26 protein-coding genes are annotated in these 25473 nt (G+C 71.3%); 16 read left to right on the forward strand and 10 right to left on the reverse strand.

Annotated features, from left to right (window positions below; translation table 11 throughout):
• Positions 1-13 precede the first annotated feature (13 nt).
• From AC2DFQ_RS01585 to AC2DFQ_RS01595, 3 genes are all read right to left on the reverse strand, one after another.
• A complete protein-coding gene (locus AC2DFQ_RS01585; RefSeq protein ID WP_484532743.1) occupies positions 14-676 on the reverse strand; it encodes a response regulator in 663 nt (220 codons plus the stop codon).
• Positions 673-1905 carry a sensor histidine kinase gene (locus tag AC2DFQ_RS01590; RefSeq protein WP_484532744.1) on the reverse strand — a complete coding sequence of 411 codons (1233 nt, stop codon included), beginning with the start codon at positions 1903-1905 and terminating at the stop codon, positions 673-675. The genes AC2DFQ_RS01585 and AC2DFQ_RS01590 overlap by 4 nt, the downstream gene beginning before the upstream one ends.
• Before the next feature lie 68 nt (positions 1906-1973).
• Complete coding sequence (locus AC2DFQ_RS01595; RefSeq protein WP_484509586.1) at positions 1974-3200, reverse strand: serine hydrolase domain-containing protein; 1227 nt, start codon at positions 3198-3200, stop codon at positions 1974-1976.
• A gap of 180 nt (positions 3201-3380) precedes the next feature.
• Between AC2DFQ_RS01595 and AC2DFQ_RS01600 the strand changes: the two genes are divergently transcribed.
• Both AC2DFQ_RS01600 and AC2DFQ_RS01605 read left to right on the forward strand, forming a co-directional pair.
• Complete coding sequence (locus tag AC2DFQ_RS01600; RefSeq protein WP_484532745.1) at positions 3381-3716, forward strand: nuclear transport factor 2 family protein; 336 nt, start codon at positions 3381-3383, stop codon at positions 3714-3716.
• Positions 3717-3779: 63 nt separating this feature from the next.
• Positions 3780-4703, forward strand: a complete 924-nt coding sequence (locus AC2DFQ_RS01605) for a L,D-transpeptidase (RefSeq protein WP_484532746.1) — start codon at positions 3780-3782, stop codon at positions 4701-4703.
• Between the two features lie 42 nt (positions 4704-4745).
• Here AC2DFQ_RS01605 and AC2DFQ_RS01610 read toward each other — a convergent pair whose 3' ends face one another.
• On the reverse strand, positions 4746-6113 hold the full coding sequence (locus tag AC2DFQ_RS01610) for an MFS transporter (protein WP_484509583.1): 1368 nt from the start codon (positions 6111-6113) through the stop codon (positions 4746-4748).
• A 191-nt stretch (positions 6114-6304) separates the two neighbouring features.
• Here AC2DFQ_RS01610 and AC2DFQ_RS01615 point away from each other — a divergent pair, with 191 nt between their 5' ends.
• From AC2DFQ_RS01615 to AC2DFQ_RS01645, 7 genes are all read left to right on the forward strand, one after another.
• Entirely contained in the window at positions 6305-7303 is a 999-nt protein-coding gene (locus tag AC2DFQ_RS01615) for an alpha/beta hydrolase (protein WP_484532747.1), read from the forward strand.
• A gap of 58 nt (positions 7304-7361) precedes the next feature.
• Positions 7362-8345, forward strand: a complete 984-nt coding sequence (locus tag AC2DFQ_RS01620) for a helix-turn-helix domain-containing protein (RefSeq protein WP_484532748.1) — start codon at positions 7362-7364, stop codon at positions 8343-8345.
• Positions 8346-8410: 65 nt separating this feature from the next.
• Positions 8411-9214, forward strand: coding sequence for a glycosyltransferase family A protein (locus AC2DFQ_RS01625; protein WP_484532749.1), 804 nt, complete (start codon positions 8411-8413; stop codon positions 9212-9214).
• A gap of 2 nt (positions 9215-9216) precedes the next feature.
• A complete protein-coding gene (locus tag AC2DFQ_RS01630) occupies positions 9217-9516 on the forward strand; it encodes a DUF1905 domain-containing protein (RefSeq protein ID WP_484509579.1) in 300 nt (99 codons plus the stop codon).
• 1 nt (position 9517) lies between these two features.
• Positions 9518-10024 carry a prepilin peptidase gene (locus AC2DFQ_RS01635; RefSeq protein ID WP_484532750.1) on the forward strand — a complete coding sequence of 169 codons (507 nt, stop codon included), beginning with the start codon at positions 9518-9520 and terminating at the stop codon, positions 10022-10024.
• A 61-nt stretch (positions 10025-10085) separates the two neighbouring features.
• Positions 10086-11081 carry a YhjD/YihY/BrkB family envelope integrity protein gene (locus AC2DFQ_RS01640; RefSeq protein ID WP_484532751.1) on the forward strand — a complete coding sequence of 332 codons (996 nt, stop codon included), beginning with the start codon at positions 10086-10088 and terminating at the stop codon, positions 11079-11081.
• A complete protein-coding gene (locus AC2DFQ_RS01645) occupies positions 11074-11787 on the forward strand; it encodes an NAD(P)H-hydrate epimerase (protein ID WP_484509576.1) in 714 nt (237 codons plus the stop codon). Before AC2DFQ_RS01640 ends, AC2DFQ_RS01645 begins: the two co-directional genes overlap by 8 nt.
• On the opposite strand, the gene AC2DFQ_RS01650 is transcribed toward AC2DFQ_RS01645, so the two are convergent.
• Entirely contained in the window at positions 11775-12521 is a 747-nt protein-coding gene (locus AC2DFQ_RS01650; protein ID WP_484532752.1) for a glutamine amidotransferase, read from the reverse strand. The genes AC2DFQ_RS01645 and AC2DFQ_RS01650 overlap by 13 nt on opposite strands.
• Positions 12518-15067 carry an alpha-glucan family phosphorylase gene (glgP, locus tag AC2DFQ_RS01655; RefSeq protein WP_484532753.1) on the reverse strand — a complete coding sequence of 850 codons (2550 nt, stop codon included), beginning with the start codon at positions 15065-15067 and terminating at the stop codon, positions 12518-12520. The genes AC2DFQ_RS01650 and glgP overlap by 4 nt, the downstream gene beginning before the upstream one ends.
• Before the next feature lie 68 nt (positions 15068-15135).
• Here glgP and AC2DFQ_RS01660 point away from each other — a divergent pair, with 68 nt between their 5' ends.
• Positions 15136-15366: a response regulator gene (locus tag AC2DFQ_RS01660; protein ID WP_484509573.1), complete on the forward strand. Its 231-nt coding sequence runs from the start codon at positions 15136-15138 to the stop codon at positions 15364-15366.
• Positions 15363-15995: a CYTH domain-containing protein gene (locus AC2DFQ_RS01665; RefSeq protein ID WP_484532754.1), complete on the forward strand. Its 633-nt coding sequence runs from the start codon at positions 15363-15365 to the stop codon at positions 15993-15995. Before AC2DFQ_RS01660 ends, AC2DFQ_RS01665 begins: the two co-directional genes overlap by 4 nt.
• 158 nt (positions 15996-16153) lie before the next feature.
• On the opposite strand, the gene lpdA is transcribed toward AC2DFQ_RS01665, so the two are convergent.
• Both lpdA and AC2DFQ_RS01675 read right to left on the reverse strand, forming a co-directional pair.
• Positions 16154-17551, reverse strand: a complete 1398-nt coding sequence (lpdA, locus tag AC2DFQ_RS01670; RefSeq protein WP_484532755.1) for a dihydrolipoyl dehydrogenase — start codon at positions 17549-17551, stop codon at positions 16154-16156.
• Positions 17552-17561: 10 nt separating this feature from the next.
• The gene (locus tag AC2DFQ_RS01675; RefSeq protein WP_484509570.1) at positions 17562-18203 is read right to left on the reverse strand and encodes a copper resistance CopC family protein; all 642 of its coding nucleotides are present in this window, start codon (positions 18201-18203) and stop codon (positions 17562-17564) included.
• A gap of 100 nt (positions 18204-18303) precedes the next feature.
• On the opposite strand from AC2DFQ_RS01675, the gene AC2DFQ_RS01680 reads away from it, so the two are divergent.
• Positions 18304-18705, forward strand: a complete 402-nt coding sequence (locus AC2DFQ_RS01680; protein WP_484509569.1) for a four-helix bundle copper-binding protein — start codon at positions 18304-18306, stop codon at positions 18703-18705.
• A gap of 18 nt (positions 18706-18723) precedes the next feature.
• Here the strand turns inward: AC2DFQ_RS01680 and AC2DFQ_RS01685 are convergent, their stop codons facing one another.
• Positions 18724-19071 (reverse strand): hypothetical protein, encoded by a 348-nt coding sequence (locus AC2DFQ_RS01685; protein ID WP_484509568.1) that lies wholly within the window; start codon positions 19069-19071, stop codon positions 18724-18726.
• A gap of 164 nt (positions 19072-19235) precedes the next feature.
• Here AC2DFQ_RS01685 and AC2DFQ_RS01690 point away from each other — a divergent pair, with 164 nt between their 5' ends.
• The 3 genes from AC2DFQ_RS01690 to AC2DFQ_RS01700 all read left to right on the forward strand — a co-directional run bounded on the left by AC2DFQ_RS01690 (position 19236) and on the right by AC2DFQ_RS01700 (position 21062).
• The gene (locus AC2DFQ_RS01690) at positions 19236-19736 is read left to right on the forward strand and encodes an FHA domain-containing protein (protein ID WP_484509567.1); all 501 of its coding nucleotides are present in this window, start codon (positions 19236-19238) and stop codon (positions 19734-19736) included.
• The gene (gene ftsR, locus AC2DFQ_RS01695) at positions 19736-20425 is read left to right on the forward strand and encodes a transcriptional regulator FtsR (RefSeq protein ID WP_484509566.1); all 690 of its coding nucleotides are present in this window, start codon (positions 19736-19738) and stop codon (positions 20423-20425) included. The genes AC2DFQ_RS01690 and ftsR overlap by 1 nt, the downstream gene beginning before the upstream one ends.
• Before the next feature lie 91 nt (positions 20426-20516).
• The gene (locus AC2DFQ_RS01700; RefSeq protein ID WP_484509565.1) at positions 20517-21062 is read left to right on the forward strand and encodes a MerR family transcriptional regulator; all 546 of its coding nucleotides are present in this window, start codon (positions 20517-20519) and stop codon (positions 21060-21062) included.
• A 106-nt stretch (positions 21063-21168) separates the two neighbouring features.
• On the opposite strand, the gene AC2DFQ_RS01705 is transcribed toward AC2DFQ_RS01700, so the two are convergent.
• A complete protein-coding gene (locus tag AC2DFQ_RS01705; RefSeq protein ID WP_484509564.1) occupies positions 21169-21981 on the reverse strand; it encodes a ParA family protein in 813 nt (270 codons plus the stop codon).
• 65 nt (positions 21982-22046) lie between these two features.
• On the opposite strand from AC2DFQ_RS01705, the gene AC2DFQ_RS01710 reads away from it, so the two are divergent.
• Positions 22047-25454, forward strand: coding sequence for a pyruvate carboxylase (locus tag AC2DFQ_RS01710; RefSeq protein WP_484509563.1), 3408 nt, complete (start codon positions 22047-22049; stop codon positions 25452-25454).
• The last annotated feature ends 19 nt before the right edge of the window (positions 25455-25473 follow it).

The raw sequence follows: 25473 nt of genomic DNA on the forward strand, positions 1-25473 counted from the left end.
TCACAACGCCGCGTCAGCCGATCGGGACCACGCCCGTGCGGATGCCCCACAGCACGGCCTGCAGGCGGTCGCGGGAGCCCGTCTTCTGCAGGATCTGCGCCAGGTGGTACTTCACCGTCGTGGTTTCGACGAACAGTCGCTCGCCGATCTCCGCGTTCGACAGCCCCTCGGCCAGCAGCCGCAGGACGTCGAGTTCGCGCTCGGTCAGCGCCACCGCGGTCGCTCCGCCGGTGCGGGATGCGACTCCGGGCCGCCGTTCGGTGAACTCCTTCAGGATGCGGCGGGTCAGCCGCTGATCGAGCGTCCCGTCGCCCGCGGCCACGGAGCGGATGGCTCCCAGCAGTGCCGCCTCGTCGGCCCCCTTGAGCAGGAACCCGGCAGCTCCCGCTTCCAGCGCGGCGAAGACGTCTTCGTCGATGTCGAAGGTCGTGAGCACCAGCACGTCGGTGGACAGCGCGGGGTCGCTGGTGATCGCCCGGGTCGCGGCGATCCCGTCCGTTCCCGGCATCCGGATGTCCATGCACACGACGTCGGGATGCAGCATCCGGGCCATCGCGATCGCCTCGGCCCCGTCGGCCGCTTCGCCGACGACCTCGAGGTCGTCCTCGGCCCCGATGATGACCGACAGCCCGGCCCGCACGATGGACTGGTCGTCGGCGATGAGCACTCGGATCATCCGGCGTTCCTCTCTGGTGGTCGCGGGATGACGAGTTCGTTCCGCCACCCGCCGTCCGGTTGCGCGCCGGTGCTCAGTCGCGCCCCGATCAGTTCGGCACGCTCCCGCATGCCGGCCAGGCCGTACCCGTCCGAGCCTGCGGTGACATCGCGGGGTGGCGCCTGATCGCTCGGCTCGTTGCGCACGACGATGCGGACGGCATCCGCACCGGCCTCCACCCGCACCTCGGATGCGGCGCCGGGAGCGTGGCGCGCAGCGTTGGCCAGCGACTCCTGAACCATCCGGTAGGCCGCCGTCTCGGCGAGCGGCCCGAGCGGCGGCGACTCACCCTCGACGACCAGGTCCACGCTGCGGCCCGACTCCCGGGCCTGGGTGATCAGGGCGGGGATGCGGGAGAGCGACGGTGGTTCGGCGGGCGCCTGAGGCCCCGCCCCCGCCCCGTCGTCCTCGCGCAGCAGTCCGACGGTTCGGCGCAGGTCGGTCAGGGCGGTGCGGGCGTCGGCCTGGACGGCGGCGAGCATCTCGCGCGCGCGTTCCGGATCGGTCCGGGTCAGTGCCGACGCCGCCTGCGCCGAGACGATGATGCCGGAAAGGTGGTGGCCGGCCACGTCGTGGAGTTCGCGGGCCAGCGCGGTTCGTTCGCTGCGCAGTGCACGTTCGGCCCTCTCGCGGCGCTCGCGCTCGAGGAACAGGGCCCGCTCGCGATGCGCGAGAGCGAGCTGCTCCCTGTTGCCGACGTATTCGGCGGCGGCGACGGGTAACCCGTAGAGAACGACGATCCGCGACATGCTCGCAATGACGATGGCGGCTGCGGGCATGCCGGCCAGCGTCATCGCGACGGCACCGACGGCGACGGTCGCGGCCGCGGCGACCCCGACCGGGACGAGGGAGGCGGGCCACCGCAACCGCCGCCACACGGCGTAGGTCGCAAAGAGGACCGCGAGCGCCCCGATCCCCAGCTCTCCGCCGCTGGTGGCGAGGATCGCCGCATCCAAACCGACGACCGCGGCCAGGGCGGCAACCGGAAAGCGTGTGCGTGAGACCAGGGCGAGGGCCTGGAGCGCCACCAGCGCGGCGTGGGCGACGGGCGGGACCGGCGAGATCACCGGGTCATCGAAGCTGCCGGCGAAGTCCACCCCGACGTACCCCACCGCGACGGCGAGGACCAGCACGGGCACAACCGCGACCCGCCACCCCGATGCGGGGGGAGGTGCCGCGGGCTCGGACATGGTCAGAGTCAACCACGACGGGTGCCGGCGCGCAGTCGCGCCGACACCCGTCGTCTGATCGGAGCGGATCACTGATCCGCCAGCGTCTCGTCCAGCACGTCGAAGATGACCTGGTACTTCTCCTCCAGCGGCTCTTCCGCCTCCGGGTCCGCGATCGCCCACGGGAGCGCGCTGACGGCGATGGTGACGGCGGTTCCGTCGGGGGCCACGGCGTTGCGCGTCTGCATCCCCTGGATGTCGCCCCCGTGTCCCCAGGCCAGGCCGCCGTCATCGAGCGAGAAGCTCTGCAGGCCGAGGCCGTACGCGTTGTCCGGGTGGAAGGGGTCGGGCGCCGGGACCGTCTGCTGCATGAGCGCCAGGCTCTCCTCGCTCACGAGGTCGCCGCGGAGCAGCGCCTGCATGAAGAGATTCACCTCGGTCGGGGTGGACACCAGCGCGCCGGCGGACCATGCCGTCGAGGTGTCGAGGTCGGTGATCTCCCGCAGCTCTCCGGGGAAATCGGCGTGGTACCCCTCGATGTGGTCGCCGCGCAGCTCGCGCTCGGCCGGTCCGGGGAGGTAGGTGTGCTCCAGCTCCAGCGGCTGCACGATCCGCTCGTCGATCTGCTCCCAGAGGGCGCGCTGTGTGACGCGCTCGATGAGGAGACCGAGGACGAAATAGTTCGTGTTGCTGTAGTCGAAGCGCTCGCCGGGGGCGAAGTTGGCCGGCTGGGAGAGACCGATGTCCACCATGTCACGCGCAGAGACGTAGAGCTCCTGCGACCCGAAGGCGTCCAGGGCGAACTCCTCGGCGTTCTCGGCGAGGCCGGCGGTGTGCTGCAGGAGGTTCCGCACGGTGATGGCCGTCCCGTCGATGCCTTCGCCGGCGATCACGCCGGGCAGGTAGGTGTCGATCGGTTCGTCGAGGGAGACCAGACCCTCCTCGACGAGCTGCATCACGACCGTCGCGACGAACATCTTGGTGTTGCTGCCGACGCGCACCTCGCCGTCCTGCGGGGTGTCGCGGTCCGAATCCAGGTCGCCGTCGCCGACCAGCACCTCGATGCTGGTGCCGTCGGGGTGGGTGATGGCGGCCTGCGCGGCGGGGTAACCGGCGTCCACGATGGATTGCAGACGCTGCTCGAGCCTCTCGCGCTCGGCATCGGCGGGGGTGCTGCGCGCCGCGGCGCCGAAGGCGAACGCGCCGACGACGAGGGCAGCGGCGGCCGCGCTGGCCAGCACGATCCGGCCGCGGCGCTGGGGGCGCCCCTCGGCGGGGGAGGAGGCGGGGGCGGGGGAGGTGGTGTTCTCGGTCATGACACCAGCATCTGCCTTCGCATCGGCCGGCACCCCGGCCGCGGGATCAGTCCGCCCTGTCCGGAAGAACAGGACGCTGCGCCGCGCCCCCCGGTCCGTCGACCCGAGCCCCGACGGTTGCCGCCGACCCCCGGGAGGGGGCACGCTGTGGTCAGCACCCCTCATCCGGAAGGATCTCCCATGGCAGACACCCCCGTACCCCCCGCGATCGCCGCGTTCGTCGACGCCACCAACGCCGGCGACGCGGAGGGGTTCCTCGCCGCGTTCTCCGATGACGCCGTGCTGTCGGATTGGGGCCGGGTCTTCCGCGGACGCGACGGCGTCGCGCAGTGGAACCAGACCGACAACATCGGCAAGCGGGCGCACTTCTCCCTGGTGGACATCGCCCCCGGCACGGGCACCGGTTCCTTCGTGGTGACCCTCACCGTCAGCGGCGACGGCTACAACGGCACCGGGCCGATGACGTTCGAGCTGACGGACGGCCGGATCTCGCGCCTGACGATCGCGCCGGAGTAGCCGGAGTAGCCGGAGTAGTCAACGGCGCTTGCCCCGCGCGGCGCGGAGGCCGACCATGGGGGAGTGACCGATCTCCGCCGCCCCGCACCCCGCGCTGCCCGCGGCGTCGCGATGGCCGTCGCCGCCGTCCTCGTCGCCGGCGGTGGTGTCGCCGTGTGGGTCCTCGCCGACCGAGGTGGCACGTCGACTCCGGCGGCGACCGCGCCGCCGGCGCCGCCGGCTCCGAGCATCGCGCCGTCACCGCGTGCGACGACGACCCCGACGCCATCCGGATTCCCCGCCAACACCACGGCATACGCGCTGGATTCGTTGCCGCAGGTCGACGTGTACGCCGTCATCCCGGGCCTCCCGGTGGACGCCGATCCGTACGGGCCCCTCACCGGCGAGCTGGCGCGCGCGACCGCCGAGCGGGTCCCGGTCTTCGCCGATCCGACCGGGGAGCCGGTCGCCGCGCTTCCGCGGGACCACCACTACGACGGTACGACGGTTCCCGTGATCGAGCGGCAGGAGCATTGGGTGCATGTGCTGCTCACCGGTCGGGCCGCGTTGCCGTCGACGGGCAACCCGGCGCAGCTGACCGGCTGGGTGCGAGCCCAGGACGTCGAGTTCACCGCTGCGCAGGCGACGATCGAGGTCGACCTCGGCGCCCGCACCCTGGACATCGTCACGGCTGACGGAGCCCGCGAACGCGTGGCCGACGACTTCGCCTGGGGAACGGAGGCGACTCCCACGCCCCGTGGCCGCTCGTTCGTCATGATGGTCCGCACGGAAGCGGCGCTCGCCTACACGCGGGGTCATCCGCTGGTGTACCTCTCCGTCCAGTCGCCCACCCTCGACGGCTTCGGGGGCGTCCCGGTCGCCGTCACGGCGTTCCACTACCACGACGCCCGATCGGGTGCGATCTCCAACGGCTGCATCCGGCTCGCGCCGGAGGCCATCGACCGCCTCGGGCAGCTGCCGGTGGGAACCCCCGTCGTCATCCGCTGAGCAGGCACCGCCTGCGGCAGCGGCGCACGGTCTCGGCCGATATCAGGCCTTCGCCTGCTCCTCTTCCCTGGGCGAGCGGACGGCCGCGTCGCTGGAGAGGTCGACTCCGCGGGTCTCCGGCGAGACCGCGACGCTCACGATGATCAGAACGCCGGCGACAACCGTCAGCACGACCGGCGTCAGACTCAGCGGCATGAGGGTCGACAGTCCCGCCTGGTAGGCGGCGAAGAAGCCGGGGATCACGACGGCGAGGGAGTATCCGATGCCCCAGCCGGAGGAGCGGATACGGGTGGGGAAACGCTCGTTGATGTACGAGGGCAGGGTGCCGATCGTGAAGCCGTTGACGCACTGCACGAAGAACACGATCGCGACCAGCCCGAAGAAGGGGATCTGGATGTCGCTGCCGAGGACGAGGAACAGCCCCGACATCACGACCAGGACGAGGCTCCCCGCGAACAGCAGGACGGGCTTGCGCCCGAAGGTGTCGCTGAGGCGCCCGGAGAGCATGTACGCGAACGGGACGATGATGTTGGCGAAGATGATGCTCAGGGTCAGATCGGTCGCGGTGAACCCCTCGCGGGCCAGCAGCAGCTGGGGGATGACCGAGCCCACCATGTTCACCATGAAGAACACCCCGGTCATCAGGACGAACACCTGGATGAACGCGGTGATGTGCGTGCGTCCGAGCATCTCGCGGATCGGGTTCTTGGCCTTCTCTGCCTCGATCCAGATGACCGACTCCTCCACGTCGTTGCGGAGGTACCGCGCGACGACCCACGCGAAGATCGCGCCGATGACGAACGGGATCCGCCAGCCCCACTGCACGTAGGGCGAGTCGATGTCGCCGGCGGGGGAGATCTGCAGGGCGAGGAAGGTGAACACCGCGATCGCGAGGTAGCCGATCGTCGAGGCGCTCTGGACGAAACCGCCGATGAAACCGCGCCGTGACACCTTCGCGTACTCGATCGCCATGGGCGTGGCCGCGGTGTACTCGCCGCCGAGGAAGATCCCGTCGACGAAGCGGAGGAGGAGGAGAAGGGTGATCGCCGCGACGCTGCCGATCTGCTCGGCGCCGGGAAGGCACGCGATGAGGAGCGTGATGAGACCGAACCCGTACATCGAGATCGCCCCGACGCGCTTACGCCCGAGCTTGTCGGCGAGGTGGCCGAAGAGGAACGCACCGATCGGACGACCGAAAAGCGTGGTCGCGAGCGTGAAGCCGGTGACCACCGCCGTCTGCCCCGCATCCATGCCCTGGGTGAAGTAGATCATCGCCGGCAGCAGAGCGATCGAGGGGAGGTAGATGTCGAACGAGTCGACGAGGAACCCCCAGAAGGCTCCTCGGATCGCCCGGCGGCGGCGGACGGTGGGATCGGTCGTCGATGTGTCGACCCCTGCGGCAGTGCTCATGGTCATCCTTTCGGACGAAAGCCCTCGTCGGCTCTCGACGCACGCCACCGTATGACCGCGGACGATCGCCGCGCCCCGCCGGCTGGCGGGCAGTTCGTGCCCGCCGGCGCGCCAGATGGCGGTGCGGAGGGGTCGGCGATACCGGCAGGATGGTGGCGGTCGCACCGACGAGACCCGGGTGAGAGAGCGCAATGGAACACATCGGCACCACTGACAGGACCGGGAGCGGTCCGCGGATCGCCCGGCCCCCGTTCGACCCCGAACTCGAGGCGGCCCTCACCGCGCTCGCCGACGGCGTGCCGCAGACGGTCACCCCGGACATGATCGAGCCGATGCGCCGCAACCCGCGGGTGCGCGTGACGGCCGAGATGGCCCATGGCGCAGGACTGGTGACGCGGGATGTGCGCGTGCCGGGCCTCGACGGCGCATCGCTGGTCGCCACCGTCCTCGAGGCGCGCGGCCGGCGCCGCGGCGGCCCGGCGATCGCGTACCTGCACGGGGGCGGCATGATCGTGGGTGACCGCTGGTCGGGGGTCGCGGCGCTCTTCGACTGGCTGCACCGCTACGACGCGGTGGCCGTCTCGTTCGAGTACCGCCTCGCGCCGGAGTTCCCCGACCCGTATCCGGTCGAGGACTCCTACGCCGGCGTTCGCTGGCTCCGTGACAACGCCCGCGAGCTGGGCGCCGATCCCGAGCGAATCCTCCTCGTCGGCGCCAGCGCGGGGGGCGGGCTCGCGGCGGGAGTGACGCTCCTCATGCGCGACCGCGGCGACCGGCCGCTCCTCGGCCAGCTTCTGATGTACCCCATGCTCGACGATCGCGATCGCAGTTCCTCCACGCTGCAGATCGACGGGGTGGGCGTCTGGGATCGTGGCAGCAACCGCACCGGGTGGACCGCCCTCCTGGGCGACCGGCGGGGCACCGCGGATGTCTCCATCTACGCCGCCCCCGCGCGGGCCACCGACCTCTCGGGCCTCCCCCCGGCTTTCATCGACTGCGGAAGTGCCGAGGTGTTCCGCGACGAGGATGTGGCCTACGCCAGTGCCATCTGGGCAACGGGCGGGGAAGCCGAGCTCCACGTGTGGCCCGGGGGGTACCACGGCTTCGAGGGGTACGCGCCGCAGGCCGCTCTGTCACAGCAGATGCGCGACGCACGCGACCGCTGGGTGCACCGGCTCCTGGAGTATTGACCTGCCCCGTTCGGCCGGCGTGGCAGGATGAACGCGGGCGCGCGCGAGGGAGCCGAGCATGCAGGAGCTGATGGGCCGGGTCACGTCACTCGATCCCACCGTGAGCGAGAGCTTCAGGGTGATCTCCTACTTCGACGCCCTCGTGGCGGGCGGGGTCAACCTCGAGACCCTCGTGCGGGGGGCGGCGGCACTGTCCGGCGCGGTCGCCGGGCTTCAGGCCTCCGGCAGGGTCATCCGCGTCGATGCGTCCGGGAGGCGCCTGGCAGACCCTGTCGACGCCGATCCGGCCAGCGGCTGGCTGACGCTCTGGGTGGACGAGTCGGCCCGGATCTGGCTGGAGCGGGACGGCGAGCGGCACATCAACGACCAGCTGGTCCTGGAACGGTGGGGGCTGGGCGTCGCGTCGGTGCGCGCCCGCCGAGTGGCAGCACCCGACGATGCCGTCGAGGCGGTGCTCGATGCCGCGCGCGCCCCGGCCGACCGCGAGGCCGCCGCGACGCGGCTCCGATTGGACCCGGGCGCCCTGTGCGTGCTCGCGACATCCCCGGAGGTCACTCCCACCGGGCCGTCCCGGCTGGTCGCGACCCGGTACGGCGTCGTGCGTGCCACCGTCTCCCGCGGCACGGCCGCGCTCTCCCGCGGGGGAAGGGGAGCTCCGGGAACGGTCCTGGACCTGCCGCGATCATGGGAGTCGGCGCTGGTGGCGTACCGGCTCTCCGACGACGCGACGCCCGTGATCGACGCCGCCGAGTACGGAGTGCTGCTGGACGCCGTCCTCGCCGCCCACGCCGCCGGCCGAACGCACCCGGATGTCGCCGTCCTGGCCGGCCTGGACCCCCACAGCCGATCGGCGCTCGACACGCTCGCCCACGCCGAGAGCGTGCGGGCGGCCGCGGTGGCGATGGGCATGCACCACTCCACCCTGCAGGCGCGCCACGACGCCCTCACCCGGCTGCTCGGGTACGACCCGCGCACACCGGTGGGCCGCACGCGGTACGAGGTCGCCCGCATCCTGTTCCGCCTGTCGGTGCGGGCGGAGTGAGCCGCTCTCCCCAGCCGCCGGCGCCCGGGCCGCGGGGCCGGGGACCCGCGAGTAGCGTAGGCCGCGTGTCCCTGGTCCCGCGTATCGCCGTGGTCATCCCGTGCCGTAACGACGCGTCGTTCCTGGACGCGTGCCTCCGGGCCCTCGCTGCCCAGACCCGTCGGCCCGACGAGGTCATCGTCGTCGACAACGCCAGCACCGACGGCTCCGGCGACGTCGGCCGGCGCCACGGCGCGCGCGTCGTGTCGGAACCGCTCGTGGGTATCTGGCCCGCCGCCGCGCGCGGCTACGACGAAGCGCTCGGGTTCGATCTCATCGCACGCGTGGACGCGGACTCGCGGCCGCATCCCGACTGGGTCTCGCGCATCGTGCAGTCCTTCGTCGCCGACCCCCACCTGGGCGTTCTCACCGGCGGCGCGGAGTTCTACGGCTCCACACCGCTCGTGAACTACCTCGGCGCCCACTGGTACATCGGGGGCGGAACCTACTGGGTGCGGCAGTGGCTGGGAATCCCGCTGGTCTTCGGATCGAACTTTGCGATGCGCTCGAGCGTGTGGGCGCGGGTGCGCGACGAGGTCGACCGCACCAACCCCCGCATCCACGACGACCTCGACCTGACCATCCACCTCCGCCCGGCCGACGGCGTCCGATACGACCCGCACCTGCGCATGCCGGTCTCCGCCCGCCCGTTCGCGCGCCCCTCCGCGCTCCTGAGGCGCGTGTGGCGGGTCGTCCCCACCTTCGCGGCCAGCTGGCCGACCGGTGCGCCGTGGCACCGCGCACGGGAATCCCACGAAGCGCACCCGCTGGATGCCGCCCGCATCTCCTGGCCCGCGGACGGAGCGCCCACCGAGGACGGGAAGAGGTGACGATGCAGATCGAGTTCGACTCCGAGGTGTATCGCTGGAACGCGCGTGAGGACTCGGCATGGTATTTCGCGGAGGTCCCGGAGGAGCTGAGTGCCGACATCCGGGAGATCATGGAGCCCTTCGCGCGGGGCTTCGGCGCGGTGCGCGTGGAGGCCACGGTCGGGACGACGACGTGGCGCACCTCGATCTTCCCGGGTTCCTCGGGCATCTACTCGCTCCCGCTCAAGCGCGCCGTCCGCGTGGCGGAGGGCCTCGTGGACGGCGGCCCCCTGACCGTACGGCTCGACATCCTCGACGGCTGAGATGACGCCTGCCACCGGGATCGCCGTGGGATGCGCGCTCGCCGCGTACGGCTTCTTCGCCGTGCAGTCGGTCGTCCTCGCGGTCCTGGACGCGCGCACCCACCGGCTGCCCGATCGGTATGTCCTTCCGGGATACCCGGTCGCCGCCGTCCTCCTGACCGGTTCCGCTCTCACCTCCGGCGCTGCGGACCGCCTTCTCGTCGCCGCCGGGGGTGCGCTGGCCCTGTTCGCCTTCTACCTGGTGCTGCGGATGCTCCGCTCCGCCGCCATGGGCGGGGGAGACGTCAAGTTGGCCGGAGTGGTGGGCGCCTACCTGGGGTTCATCGGGTGGGACGCCGTGCTCACCGGCGCGCTGGCGGGGTTCCTCCTCGCCGGGTTCTACGCGCTCTTCCTGATGGTCGCGCGGAGGGCGCGGGCGGCGACGGCGATCCCCTTCGGGCCGTGGATGCTGGGCGGGGCCTGGTTCGCGATCATCGCGGCCCTTCTGCCCTCGCTCGGCGCGGACTGACGGCCGGCCGGTCGGGCGTCAACCCCCGGATCCCGGACGGGCCAGCCGATAGCCTGACGATATGTCGAGCACGGTGCTGTCCCGCGTCACGGCCTGGGCGCTCGCGCGTCGCCCGGTGCGCGCTGCTTTGCTGTACACCAGGGCGCGCGGACCCATGCTCGCCGACTCGGTCACCTACCGAACCCTCTTCGCGTTGTTCGCCGGGGTGCTCCTCGGGTTCTCGGTCGCGGCGCTATGGCTCGCGGGCAACCGCGAGGCGTGGCGCGCCCTCGTCGGCGCGCTGGACGCGGCCATCCCGGGGCTCCTGGAGCTGGTCGACCTCGACAAGCTCCCGGAGCCTGCCGGTCTCAGCATCGCCGGCGCCATCTCGGTCGTCGCGCTCGTCGGCGCGGCCATCGGCGCGGTGGGATCGCTGCGCTCGGCGCTGCGCTCGATCGCCGGCATCGCCACCGACGACATCCTGTTCGTCTGGGTCATCCTCCGCAATCTCCTCCTGGCCATCGGCATCGGTGCCGGCCTGGCCGCGGCGGCGGCGACCACGTTCCTCGCCACCGCCGGACTCACGCTGCTGACCGGCTGGCTGGGCATCCCGGGGGGCTCTCCCGCGCTCGGCTTCGTCGCGTGGCTCGTGTCGGCGCTGGTGGTCTTCGCGCTGGACACGGTCGTGGTCGCGGCATCCTTCCGTCTGCTGTCCGGCGTACGCCCTCGGGCGCGGACGCTGTGGACCGGCGCGATGCTGGGCGGGTTCGGCCTGACCGTGCTTCAGCAGCTGTCGGGCTTCTTCGTCGGCGGAGCGTCCAACAATCCGCTGCTGGCCTCGTTCGCCTCCCTCATCGCCCTCCTGTTGTGGCTCAACCTGTCGAGCCAGGTCATCCTGATCGCTTCCGCGTACATCGTCATCGGCACGGAGGAGGACGAGGACCGCCTGGGCGCGCGCCACGGCGCCAGCACTCTCGCGCAGTTCCGGGTGCGCCGCGCCGAGCGCTCGGTGCAAGCCATGACCGACGAGTTGCGCGCCGCACGCGAGGCGGAGGCGAAAGAACGCGAGAATGCCTGAGCGCGCGCTCGTCCCCGCCTACACCGCCGCTGCCGTCCGTGCTGCCGAGGCGCCGCTGCTCGCCGCCGGCGAGCCTCTCATGCGGGAGGCCGCCTCCGCCCTCGCCGAGGTCGTGCGCGAGCGGCTGGCGCAGGCGCCGGGCCGGGTGCTGGTGCTGGCGGGAAGCGGTGACAATGGGGGCGACGCCCTGTACGCCGCCGCGGAGGTCGCGTCACCGGGCCAACCCGTGGACGTGGTCCTCACCTCCGACCGGGTCCACCGGGAGGCACTGGCCGCCGCGATGAGCGCCGGCGCCGAACTGCGAGCGGCGGGGGAGGTGTGCCGGGAACCGGCGACCTATGCCCTCGTGCTCGACGGCATCCTCGGCATCGGCGCCTCCGCCGACCCGCGCCTGCGCGGTGTGGCCCGCGCCGTGGTCGAGTCGCTCCTCCCGGTGATCCGCGCGGGCGGCACGACGGTGATCGCTGTCGACCTGCCCAGCGGCCTGCATCCCGACGACGGTGACGCCGACGACACGGTGCTCCCCGCGGATACGACCGTCACCTTCGGCGCCGTCAAGGCCGGCCTCGTCCGCGGCCGCGGTCCGCGGCTGGCCGGCGACCTGCGGCTGGTCGAGCTTGGCCTTGAGCCCGCTCTGGCGCGCACCAGACCGGCCGTGACCGGACCGGTTCCGGTCGTGCGCGTACCCCGCACTCAGCGGGCGTAACGCTCCACGAACCGGCGCAGAATGCGGCCGGGCTCGGTGACGGGCACACGCCGGACAGCCGCCAGGGTGGCATCCATCTCGTCCGGGGGGAAGTAGCCGTACCCTGCGTACGCGCGGATGCGTGTCGTGATGCCGTCGACATCCAGCTCGGGGTGGAACTGGGTGGCGTAGACGTTCTCTCCCACCCGGAACATCTGCACGGGGCATCCCGGCGACGACGCCAGCAGCACGGCCTCAGGCGGCAGCGAGCTGATCGATTCCTTGTGTCCGACGAACGCGTCGAACGTGCGCGGCATCCCGGACAGCAGGGGGTCGTCCGCCCCGGCGTCGGTGAGCGAGACCGGCACGATGCTGATGGGCTCGGCGTACCGGCCGTCGATCGCCGCGCCCAGGTGCGTCCCCAGCGTGCCGACGCCGTAGCAGGCGCCGAGGAAGGGGATATCACGCGCCACGACCTCCGGCAGCAGGGCGGCGAATTCGGCTTCCACGCGCTGCTGGACGGCGGACTTCCGCGCGACGGGGTCGGACGCGTTGAAGGGGCTGCCGCCGACGAAGATCCCCGAGATCGCGTCCAGGTCCAGGGGAGGGAGCGGTCCCGCCTCCAGCCGCACACGCTGCAGCTGGTCGGCACGCAGTCCGCTGTAGCGCAGGAACAGCGCGTACTCCTCGTCGGCGGGGTCGTCCTCCGCGCGCGTGGCGAGAAGGACGAAGGGGCGTTGCGTCACCACGGTCACGACGCGAAGGTCACCAGGCCCGGCTCGACGGCCGAGACGAGGTGCGGATGGTGCGCCACGGCGCGGACGGTGTAGCCGAAGGGGCCGGTCACGTCGAGGTCGAGGACCCCTTCGAAGACGGTCGGACCGCCGTTCCCCCTCTCGCCGGGCGTGAGCGCGAGGATCGCGCGCTCACCGGTCAGCTCGCCGTCCGGGTCGGCGCGGCCCGACACGAGTTGCACCGCCACATCCTCCGGAGCCAGCGCGCCCAGCTCCACCTCGGCGCGCACCCCCAGTCGGTTGCCGGCGTGCGCCTGCTGGGAGATTCCCGTGGCATCCACGCTCAGCACCCGGACGGCAGACCAGCCCGCGCGCACGCGGGTGAGGTACGCGGCGAGCTCGGCGGCTGCGGCGTACCCGTCGGCCGTCAGGGCGCGGGCGTGGACGGAGGCGGGCGCGTAGAGGTCGGTGACGTACTCCCGCACCATCCGGTCGCTCGTCGCCTTCGCCCCGAGGTCCGTCATCGTGTGGCGCACGCGATCCAGCCACGCCCGCGGGATCCCGCCCTCGCGCTCGTAGTACGCCGGGATGAGCTGATGCTCGATGAGGTCGTAAAGGGCCGCGGACTCCAGGTCGTCGCGCTCCTCGTCGCTCGTGGCGCTGTCGGCGGTGGGGATCGCCCAGCCGTTGCGGCCGTCGTACCACTCGTCCCACCAGCCATCGAGCACCGACAGGTTCAGCGCACCGTTGAGCGCGGCTTTCATGCCCGAGGTGCCGCACGCCTCCAGCGGGCGGAGCGGGTTGTTCAGCCACACGTCGCATCCCGGGTACAGCGTCTTGGCCAGGGTGATGTCGTAGTCGGGCAGGAACACGATGCGCCCGCGCACCCGGGGGTCGCGGCTGAAGCGCACGAGCTGCTGGATGAGCTGCTTGCCCGAGTCATCGGCCGGATGCGACTTGCCGCCGATCACGATCTGCACCGGTCGCTCGGGGTCGGTGAGAAGCCGCGTGAGCCGCTCGGGGTCGCGCAGCATGAGGGTGAGCCGCTTGTAGGTGGGCACCCGCCGGGCGAATCCGATCGTGAGGACCCCGGGGTCCAGGACCTCCCCGGCCCAGGCTCCGGCCGTCGACCCCGCCGCCTCGGACAGGCGTCGCCGCGCCTCGGCGATGAGTTCGTGCTTCATCTCGGCGCGCACCGCCCACAGCTCCCCGTCCGAGACCAGCGCGCCGTCGCGCCAGTCGTGCTCGGTCGTCAGCGCGTCGCCGAACGCCCGCTCGCTGAGGCCCTTCAGAGCCGGGTGCACCCACGTGGGGCCGTGGACGCCGTTGGTGATCGACCCGATGGGCACTTCGTCGGTGTCCACTCCCGGCCAGAGCGCCCCGAACATCGATCGGCTGACCTTGCCGTGGAGCGCCGACACGCCATTGGCGTGTTGCCCGAGGTGCAGTCCGAGGACGGCCATGTTGAAGACGTCGCCGTCGCCGCCGGCGTACCCCTCGCCCGCGAGCGCGAGTGCGCGTTCCGTGTCGAGCCCGGGCAGGAGGCCCGTCGCGAGGTACTCGGCGACGAGCCCGCGGGGGAAGCGGTCGATACCGGCGGGGACGGGGGTGTGCGTGGTGAAGACGGTGGATGCGCGGACCTGCGCCAGCGCGGCGTCGAAGGACAGGCCCGCCCCGCTGATGAGCTCCGACATGCGCTCGAGCCCCTGGAAGCCCGCGTGGCCCTCGTTGGTGTGGTAGACCTCCGGCTCGTCGCGGCCGGTCACCCGGGTCCACGCCCGGACGGCCCGGACGCCGCCCACCCCGAGCAGCAGCTCCTGCAGGAGACGGTGCTCCCCGCTTCCGCCGTACAGACGGTCGGTGACGCGGCGGAGGTCTTCCGGGTTGGAGGGGGTCTCCGAATCCATGAGCAGGAGCGGCACGCGCCCGATGTCGGCGACCCAGATGCGTGCGAACAGGGTGCGGCCGCCGGTGACGGTCAAGGAGACCTCGACCGGCGAGTCGTCGGATTCCCGCAGGAGCGTCAGGCCCAGGCCGTAGGGATCGAGCACCGGATAGCTCTCCCGCTGCCAGCCGTCGTCGCCGATGGACTGGCGGAAGTATCCCGCGCGGTAGAACAGCCCCACGCCGGTGAGCGGAACGCCGAGGTCGGACGCGCTCTTGAGGTGATCGCCGGCGAGGATGCCGAGGCCGCCGGAGTACTGCGGGAGAGAGCCGTCGACCCCGAACTCGGGGGAGAAGTACGCGATCGAGCGGGGTCTGGGCTCGGGCAGGCTCTGGAACCAGCGGTCGCCGGTCAGGTACGCCTGCAGGCGCTCGTCCTCCTCGCGGACACGCGAGGTGAAGTTCTCGTCGCCGGCGAGCTCGTCCAACCTCGACTGGCCGAGAGCCCCCAGCATCCGGGACGGGTTCTCGCCCACCTGCTGCCACAGCTGCCCGTCCATCGACGCGAACAGCGCATGCGTGCCACGGCTCCAGGACCATCGCCAGTTGGATGCGAGGCGGTCCAGCGGAGCGAGCGGCTCGGCGAGCACGGGCCGGACGGTGAACGTACGCAGGGCCTTCACCCCACCGAGTCTAAGTGAGCCGGACGCCGGCCCCGCGGTGGTCGACGGGTGGGGGCTACGCTGTCGGAATGGCTATCGCACGATTGACCGGAGGGCCGCTGGACGGCCAGGTTCTTCCCCTCGACGACGACAACGACGACGACACCCTGATCGTGCCCTACGGCGAGGGCCAGCTGGTCTACCGCCGCGAGGGCGAGTTCGAGAACACCGGCGATGACGACGGTCCTACGCGGGCGACCTACCGTTACGCCGAGGAGACCGAGGACATCAACCCGAATGAGGATGGACGCCTGGGGTGACCGAGGCCGCCGAGCCGCACCGCTCCGTCGAGGTCGAGCGCAAGTACGACGTCGATGCGCGCACCGCGCTTCCGGACTGGTCGGCTCTGCCGGGGGTGGTGCGGGTCGGCGCACCGGAGGTACGCGAGCTGGACGCGCGTTACCTCGACACCGCTGACGCCGCGCTCGCGCGAGCCCACGTCGCGGTGCGGCGCCGATCGGGCGGCCCCGACGCCGGATGGCACGTGAAGGTGTCGGCCCCGGACGGCCGCCACGAATGGCAGTGGCCGCTGGATGACTCGGACGGCGACCCCGTTCCCCCCGAGGGGCTCATCGCCGCGATCGCGGGGTGGGCGGCGCCGCCGCTGGCCCCGCTGGCGCGCGTCCGCAACACGCGCACGGCATACGCGCTGCGGGATGCGGACGGGGAACTCGTTGCGGAATTCGTCGACGACCGCGTCCGGGCGCTGGACGAACGAGCGGGCCGAGAGACCCGGTGGCGCGAGTGGGAGGTCGAACTCGGCCCCGCCGCCCCCGCCGATCGGGCCTGGCGCGACGCATTCTTCGCGGCCGTGGACGCCGCGGTCGCTGCCGCCGGCGGCCGCCCCGCCGCATCCGATTCGAAGCTCGCCCGCACGCTCGGCCGCTGACCCGTCGAGTCGCCAACAAACGCGCGGTTTCCGCCTGCAACCCGACGTTTTCCGGCGACTCGACTGCGTGGGAAACGCCACGGCGCCGCCCCCGGCTTCGGACGGGGCGGCGCCGCAGGTCTGCTGTCCGGTCGCGCGGAGAGCGGCGACCGGGCGCGTCAGATGTTGATCATGTGCCCGGCGAGGCCGTGGAACGCTTCCTGAAGCGCCTCCGACAGCGTCGGGTGGGTGTGGACGTTCCGGGCCAGTTCGACCGCGGTGAGGTCCCACTTCTGCGCCAGCGTCAGCTCGGGCAGAAGCTCGGAGACGTCGGGGCCGATGAGGTGACCGCCGAGGAGTTCGAGGTGCTCGGCGTCGGCGATGAGCTTGACGAACCCGACCGGCTCGCCCAGGCCGTTGGCCTTGCCGTTGGCGCTGAAGGGGAACTTCGCGACCTTGATCTCGTGGCCGGCATCCCGGGCCTGCTGCTCGGTGAGACCGAACGACGCCACCTGCGGGGTGCAGAAGGTCGCCCGCGGCATCATCCGGTAGTCGCCCAGCGTCATGGTCTCGGCCTTGCCGATGGTCTCGGCCGCCACGACACCCTGCGCCTCGGCGACGTGCGCCAGCTGGAGCTTCGCGGTGACGTCACCGATCGCGTAGATGTGCGGCACGTTCGTGCGCATGTAGTCGTCGATGCCGATGGCGCCGCGCTCGGTGAGCTTCACGCCGGTGCTCTCCAGGCCGAAGCCCTCCACGCGCGGCGCGAAGCCGATGGACATGAGCACGCGGTCGGCCTCGATCGAGCCCTTCGTGCCGTCCTTGGCCGTGTAGGTGACGGTGACCTTGTCACCGGAGTCGACGACGGTCTCGACCTTGGTCGAGGTGAGGATGTCGACGCCATAACCCTTGTACTGCTTCTGGATCTCCTTGGAGACCTCGGCATCCTCGTTGGGGAGGGCCCGGTCGAGGAATTCGATGATCGTGACCTTGACGCCGTAGTTGGTCAGCACGTAGGCGAACTCCATGCCGATTGCGCCGGCGCCCACGATGACCATCGATTCGGGCAACTCGCGGTTGAGGATCTGCTCCTCGTACGTCACGACGTTCTCGCTGAGGGTCACACCGGGCAGGAGCCGGACGGTGGAGCCGGTGGCGATGATCGCGTTGTCGAAGGTGACGCGCTCGACTGCGCCGTCGGCCTTGGCCACATCGATCGAGTTCGCGTCGACGAAGGTGCCGCGGCCGTCGTACTCGGTGACCTTGTTCTTCTTCATCAGGTAGTGGATGCCCTTGACGTGGCCGTCCGCGACCTTGCGGCTGCGATCCCACGCCGCGCCGAAGTCGAACGTGACGTCTCCGGAGATGCCGAAGAGGTCGGCCTTCGCGTGGAAGGTGTGCGCCAGGTCGGCGTTGCGCAGAAGCGCCTTGGAGGGGATGCAGCCCACGTTGAGGCAGACACCGCCCCAGTACTTCTCTTCGATGACCGCGACCGAAAGGCCGAGCTGAGCACTGCGGACCGCCGCGACGTAACCGCCGGGACCCGCGCCAAGGATGACGACGTCGTAGTGAGGCATGACTCCCAGCCTATCGGTCGGCGGAGGGGTCGGAGACGGCTCGGTTGCGCCGTGGACGCACCACGAGGAGGTAGAGCACGAGGGCGATGACGAGCAGCAGGACGACCACCCCGATGATCCACGGCAGCGGAGCGGCGGCATCCTCGGCCGGGGCGTCAGCGGGCGTTGCCGACGGCTCCGGCGCGGCGCTGGGGGTCGCGGTCTCGCGCGGCTCCGCGGTGGCGGCGCTCTCGCTCGGCGAAGCGGTCGGCTCGGGCGAGCCGGTGACGGTGAAGGCGAACTCGCCGGAGATGGGATGGCCGTCGCCGGACACCACCCGCCACAGCACCTGGATGCTGCCGCTGGCCTCACCGGCGAGGGTCTGGGTGAGCGTGGTTCCGTCTACGACCGCGGGCCCCTCGCTCAGCGTCGCCCCCGCCGCATCCGTCACCTGCACCTCGTTCGCGTCCTCGCCGCCGAGCAGCTCGCCGCTGAAGGTGAGGGTCACGGTCTCGGGGAGGGCATCCACGGCGGCGTCGGCCCCGGGGTCGCTGGAGAGCAGCTCGTCGTGGGCGGCAGCGGGGGAGGCGAACGCCCCCAGCAGGACGACGGCCAGCACGGCAGCGGCCACGAGAGCGGCGGCGGGACGGATTCGGAGCTGCGCGGTGATCACGTTCCGAGCCTAACTGGGGCTTCTGCGCGACGGTCCGGCGCCCTACCATGACGGGCAGGCGGGCGGTCCTGCCCGCCGCCGGAGAACACGGAGGCGCGCAATGGATGCTCGGATGATGGACGTGATGTCGGCCGACGGGATGTCGATGCCCGGCATGGACACGATGGACATGGAGGTGCTGCAGGCGTGCCTGGACGCGTGTGCGGCGTGCGAGCAGGCGTGCACCGTGTGCGCGACGCAGATGCTCTCGTGTGCGCCGGCCTGCATGAACTGCGCGGACATGTGCAACACGATGATGCGCACGCTGCTGCGGATGCAGGGCACCACTCCGGCGGCGATGATGGCGATGCTCGACGCATGCATCGCGATGTGCCAGGTGTGCGAGGAGGAGTGCCTCGAGCACGCCCCGCATCACGTGGTGTGCGACATGTGCGCTCAGGCGTGCCGCGCCTGCATCGACGCGTGCATGGCGCTCAGGGACTCGATGATGGCCGCGGCCTGACCGCGCCCCCGCGGGCGCTCAGCCGAGCCGTGCGACGTTCAGGCGCCGCCCGCGGGTCGCGAGCACCGCATAACGGGAGTGCAGCGTCACGGGCTCCCCGACGGTGAGGCCGAGCGGTGCGGCGTGCCACACGGTGAAAGGCGTGCCGTCGGCCACCGCCCGCAGCTCCACCTCACCGGCGCCGGCATCGACGGCGGCCACCAGCGCGTCGACCCACTCCGACGGCGTCGCCGCCGCCAGGCGCGCCTGGATGAGGTGCAGCGCGTGCCCGGGAGCGAACGAGGAGCACGCATCACCGGCCACGCACCTGCACGCCGCCCGCTCCCTCACCTCGAGGGGCGGGCGGCGGGGGGACGGGCTCGACACGGCGGACTCCTTGTCAGTAGGTTCGAAGTCCCGCCAGGCTAGGCGGAGACGACACACGGCGCTCCCGACGCCGTTACACAGCGCAACACTCCCTCTCGCCCGCCCTGGGGACGGACCTGGTGACACCCGGGCGATCGGATAGTGTGGACGCGGAAGGAGGACTCGTGGACGAAACACGTCGACCCGAGCCGGGCGAGATCCGGCGTGACGCCGATGACGGTACGCCGCAAGCGCGCTCACATGACACCACGCAGACCTTCGGCCACGACGCCGATCTGTCCTTCGTGCCGTTCGGAAGCGAACTCAACGAAGCCGAGGTCGAGGCGATCGGCGCCCTGCCTTCGGGCGCCGCGCTGCTGATCGTCCGTTCCGGGCCGACCGCGGGTGCGCGCTACCTGCTCGACACCGATGTGACCACGGTGGGGCGCCACCCCGAGGCCGACATCTTCTTCGACGACGTGACCGTGTCGCGCCGCCACGCCGAGATCATCCGCGAGACGCCGCGTTTCGACATCGTCGATCAACGGTCCCTGAACGGCACCTACGTGAACGGGGAACGGGTCGACCGCACCGCGCTGACCAACGGCGCCGAGGTGCGGATCGGAAAATTCCGGCTCACCTTCTTCGTCTCGCCGGCGGATCTCCCGCTGGTCGCCGACGCCTGATGCCCGCCGCCTCTGCCCGCGGTCGATCCTCTTCGTCCGCGGGACTTCTCAGCATCGGTCAGGTCCTCGCCCGGCTGACGCCGGAGTTTCCCTCCCTCACTTCCAGCAAACTGCGTTTCCTCGAGGTTCAGGGCATCGTCACGCCCACGCGGACCGACTCCGGGTACCGCAAATTCTGCGCGGACGACCTCGATCGGCTCCGGCTGGCACTGACCCTGCAGCGCGATCACTACCTGCCCCTGAACGTCATCCGCGACTACCTCGGCGAGCTCGATGCTGGGCGCGACCCGTCACCGCCCAACGCGGTCCCCTCGATCGTGCCGGCGGCGCGTCGCTATCGGCGCCCCGAGCTGCTGGCCGCTGCCGGTGCGGCTCCGCAGCTGCTCAATGACGCGATCAGCACGGGTGTGATCGCCGCTGCGGAGTCCTACACCGACCAGACCGTGGCCTTGCTGCGCGCGCTGGTGGCGCTGGACCGGCATGGGATCGAGCCGCGCCATCTGCGTTCACTGCGCCAGAGCGCCGAGCGCGAGGCCGCGCTCATCGAGTCGGCGCTGGCGACGCTGATGCGGCGGACGGATGCCGCGTCGCGCGCCCGTGCGAGCGAGCTGGCGCCCGAGCTCGCCAAGCGCCTGGAGGACGTCCGAGCCGTCTTCGTGCGCGACGCCATCGAACGCATCATGTCGTGATCGCTCGACACGCCGCGCCGGGGATGTCGTTGCCCGGGACCCCTCGCTCATCTAGCGTGGAGCTATCCAATTCGGTGAGGAGGTTTCCGGCATGACCGCTGATGAAGCTGTCGGCGAACCTCGGTTCGTCTCGGATCTTCTCTTCACCGATGGGTTGCCCGCGATGGATGACGAGGTCGGCTACCGCGGCGCCGTCGCCGCTCGGGCCGCGGGGATCACGTATCGCCAGCTCGACTACTGGGCCCGCACCGAGCTCGTCGAGCCCACCGTGCGCGGTGCGACCGGGTCCGGATCCCAGCGGCTGTACGGCTTCCGCGACATCCTGGTTCTCAAGCTCGTCAAGCGGCTGCTGGACACCGGCATCTCCCTGCAGCAGATCCGCACCGCCGTGGATCAGCTCCGTGCCGCCGGCATCCGCGACCTCGCCGGGACGACCCTCATGAGCGATGGCGCATCGGTCTACCTGTGCACCTCCAACGACGAGGTGATCGACCTGGTCAGCCGCGGTCAGGGCGTCTTCGGCATCGCCGTGGGCAAGGTGCTCCGCGAGGTCGAGTCCACGCTCGTGGAGTTCGACGCGACCGTACCCGACCCGGTCGACGAGCTCGCCGCTCGTCGGGTCAAGCGCAGCGCCTAGGCTCCCGGAACCGTCCCGGATTCCCGATCTCCCGGGATTGGGGAACGTCCGACGTGCATCTGTCCGGAGTCGGGCGGAGGGGACTGATCGGAGTGCGCCGCGGCGATCAGACGCTGGCGGCGTCGCCGGGAACCGGGATGCGGCCGGTGCGCATCACGCGGTCCAGTAGCGCATCGAAGTCCGCGGCCAGCTCCTGGGCCGAGTCGCCGGGCCATACGTGGAGGGGCTTGGCGGCGCCCTGCGCCTGCTGCAGCGACGTGCGCTCGGGCAGCTGCGGGTTCAGGACGAGCGGGCCGAACATGTCGCGCAGCTCCTTGATACGGAACTGGTGCTCGATCGACTGGGGACGCACGCGGTTGACGACCACCCCGAGCGGCTGGAGACGGGGGGACAGGCCGCGGCGGATCTCCTCGATCGCGCGCAGCGCGCGGTCGGCGGCGGCGACCGAGAACAATCCGGGTTCGGTGACGACGATGACCCGGTCGCTCGCGGCCCACGCGGTACGCGTGAGGGCGTTCAGCGACGGAGCGCAGTCGATGAGGACGAGGTCGTAGTCGGCCTCGATCGTGGCGAGGGCCTCTTCCAGCTTCCAGACGTCGCGCACACTCGGATGTGGGCCGTCGAAGTTGATCGCGGACGGGCTGCCGATGAGCACGTCGATCGTGCCGGGGTGCACCTTCGCCCAGCCGCTGCTGGTGATGGCCTGACGCACCACCTTCTCCCGGGGATTGGCGAGGACATCCGCGACGTTCAAACGCCCCGCTACCTGGATGTCCATCCCCGTGGAAACGTCCGATTGCGGGTCGAGATCGACGACGAGGGTGCGCACGCCGCGCGCGAAAGCCGCGGAGGCAAGCCCGAGTGTGACGGTGGTCTTGCCTACGCCGCCCTTGAGGGAGCTGACGGAGAGTACGTGCACAATCGTCTACGTTACCGTCCCATAAGCTGTGAGCACATTCCGGCCACCACCACCGTGAGGTGCGCATGTTCAAGAAGATCCTGGTCGCCAACCGCGGCGAGATCGCCATCCGTGCTTTTCGAGCCGCGTACGAGGTCGGCGCCCGAACGGTCGCCGTCTATCCCTATGAGGATCGCTTCTCGCTGCACCGGCTGAAGGCGGATGAGGCCTACCAGATCGGCGAACGGGGCCACCCGGTCCGGGCGTACCTCGATGTGGACGAGATCATCCGCGTCGCCCGCGAAAGCGGTGCGGACGCGATCTACCCCGGGTACGGCTTCCTCTCGGAGAACCCCGACCTCGCCGAGCGCGCGGCGGCCAACGGCATCGCCTTCATCGGCCCGCCCGCCCCGGTGCTGGAGATGGCCGGCAACAAGGTCACCGCCAAGGAGCACGCCACCTCCGCGGGGGTCCCGGTCCTCCGCTCCACGGGCGCCTCCGACGACGTCGACGCGCTGGTGGCACAGGCCGAGGACATCGGCTTCCCGTTGTTCGCCAAGGCGGTCGCCGGCGGCGGCGGGCGCGGCATGCGGCGCGTCGAGTCCCGGGGAGAGCTCGCCCCCGCACTGGCGGAGGCCATGCGCGAAGCGCAGAGCGCCTTCGGCGACGCGCGGATGTTCTTGGAGCAGGCCGTGCAGCGGCCCCGTCACATCGAGGTGCAGATCCTCGCCGACCGCACCGGGCACACCGTGCACCTGTTCGAGCGCGACTGCTCGCTGCAGCGGCGTCATCAGAAGGTCATCGAGATCGCGCCGGCCCCCAACCTGTCCGACGACATCCGCACCGCCCTGCACCGCTACGCGGTCGCGTTCGCCGAATCGATCGGCTACCAGAACGCCGGCACGGTGGAATTCCTCCTGGAGACGGCCGGCCCCCGCACCGGCGAGGTCGTCTTCATCGAGATGAACCCCCGCATCCAGGTGGAGCACACCGTCACCGAAGAGGTCACCGACGTCGACCTCGTCCAGTCGCAGATGCGCATCGCCGCGGGGGAGACGCTCGACGAGCTGCACCTCGCCCAGAACGAGATCCGACTGCGGGGCGCCGCGCTGCAGTGCCGGCTCACCACGGAAGACCCCTCGCACGGGTTCCGTCCCGACACCGGCAAGATCACGACGTACCGCTCGCCCGGCGGCGCGGGCATCCGGCTGGACGGCGGGACGACGGCGGCCGGTTCGCAGATCAGCCCGCACTTCGACTCGATGCTGGCCAAGCTGACCTGCCGCGGACGTGACTTCCCCGCGGCCGTCGCGCGTGCCCGGCGGGCACTGGCGGAGTTCCGCATCCGCGGGGTCTCGACCAACATCCCGTTCCTGCAGGCGGTGCTGGATGACCCCGCCTTCCTCGCCGGCGATGTGAGCACATCGTTCATCGACGAGCGCCCGGAACTGCTGCGCGGCCGGGAGTCGAAGGACCGGGGCACGAAGATCCTCAGCTGGCTCGTCGACGCCACGGTGAACCGCCCGAACGGGGAGAACCCGGTGACGGTGAACCCGAGGCTCAAGCTCCCCGCGCTCGACCTTCTGACACCCGCGCCGGCCGGTTCCCGCCAGCGCCTGGACGAGCTCGGCCCCGCCGGGTTCGCGCGGGCGCTGCGAGAGCAGACGGCCCTCGCCGTCACCGAGACGACGTTCCGTGACGCGCACCAGTCGTTGCTGGCCACGCGGGTGCGCACGAAGGACCTGGTCACCGTCGCCCCGTACGTGGCACGGCTCACGCCGCAGCTTCTGTCGGTGGAGGCGTGGGGCGGAGCCACCTACGACGTCGCGCTGCGATTCCTCGCCGAAGACCCGTGGGAGCGCCTCGATGCGCTGCGCACCGCTCTGCCGAACATCGCCGTCCAGATGCTCCTGCGCGGCCGCAACACCGTCGGGTACACGCCGTACCCGACCGAGGTGACCGACGCCTTCGTGGCCGAGGCATCCGCCAGCGGCATCGACATCTTCCGCATCTTCGACGCGCTCAACGACGTGTCGCAGATGCGTCCGGCCATCGACGCCGTGCTCGCGACGGGGCGTTCGGTCGCGGAGGTGGCCGTCTGCTACACCGGCGACCTGCTCGACCCGGACGAGACGCTGTACACGCTGGACTACTACCTGCGTCTGGCCGAGCAGATCGTGGATGCCGGCGCCCACGTGCTGGCGATCAAAGACATGGCGGGGCTGCTCCGGCCGGCCGCGGCGACGCGGCTGGTCGCGGCGCTGCGCGACCGGTTCGATCTGCCCGTCCACGTCCACACCCACGACACCGCGGGCGGGCAGCTCGCCACGCTCCTGGCCGCCTCGGCGGCGGGCGCGGATGCGGTGGATGCGGCGTCCGCGCCGATGTCGGGGACGACGAGCCAGCCGTCCCTGTCCGCGCTGGTCGCCGCGCTCGCGCACACCGAGCGCGACACCGGGCTCGATCTTCGCGCCGTGTCGGATCTGGAGCCGTACTGGGAGGCCGTCCGGCACCTCTACCGCCCGTTCGAGTCGGGCCTTCCCGGCCCCACCGGGCGGGTGTACCGGCACGAGATCCCGGGCGGGCAGCTTTCCAACCTCCGCCAGCAGGCCATCGCGCTCGGTCTCGCCGACGACTTCGAGCTGATCGAAGACATGTACGCGGCCGCCAACGACATCCTCGGCCGCGTCCCGAAGGTCACGCCGTCGTCGAAGGTCGTGGGAGACCTCGCGCTCCACCTCGCCGCCGTCAAGGCCGATCCGGCTGACTTCGCCGCCCACCCGGAGAAGTACGACGTCCCCGACTCGGTCGTGGGCTTCATGGCGGGGGAGCTCGGCGACCTTCCCGGCGGCTGGCCGGAGCCGTTCCGGACGAAGGTCCTCGCCGGTCGCGACGTGAAGATCGGCGTGACGCCACTGACCGAGGAGGATGCCGGGGAGCTGGCGGCGGATTCGCCCCGGCGACGCGACCGACTCAACCGGCTGCTTTTCCCCGCACCGACCCAGGCGTACGCCGAGGCACGGGAGAACTACGGCGATCTCAGCGCTCTCGACACGGCCGATTACCTCTACGGCCTCATGCCCGGCGCCGAGCACGTGGTGGAGATCGAGCGCGGGGTGCAGCTGTTCGTAGGCCTCGAGGCGATCGGGGAAGCCGACGACAAGGGCATGCGCACCGTCATGACGACGCTGAACGGCCAGCTGCGACCGGTCTTCGTCCGCGATCGATCGATCGCGGTGGAGACCCGCGCGGCCGAGCGCGCGGACACCTCCAAGCCCGGTCAGGTCGCAGCGCCCTTCTCCGGGGTCGTGACGGTCAAGACGGCCGTCGGCGACACCGTGGCAGCGGGACAGCCGGTCGCCTCGATCGAGGCGATGAAGATGGAGGCCGCCATCACCAGCCCCCTGGACGGCGTCGTGGAGCGCCTCGTCATCGACTCGACCCGGCATGTGGACGCGGGGGACCTTTTGGTCGTCATCCGCCCCTCGCAGTAACCTGGGGGGATGGGCGCGG

The sequence above is a fragment of the Microbacterium sp. Z11_20 genome (genome assembly GCF_057197605.1).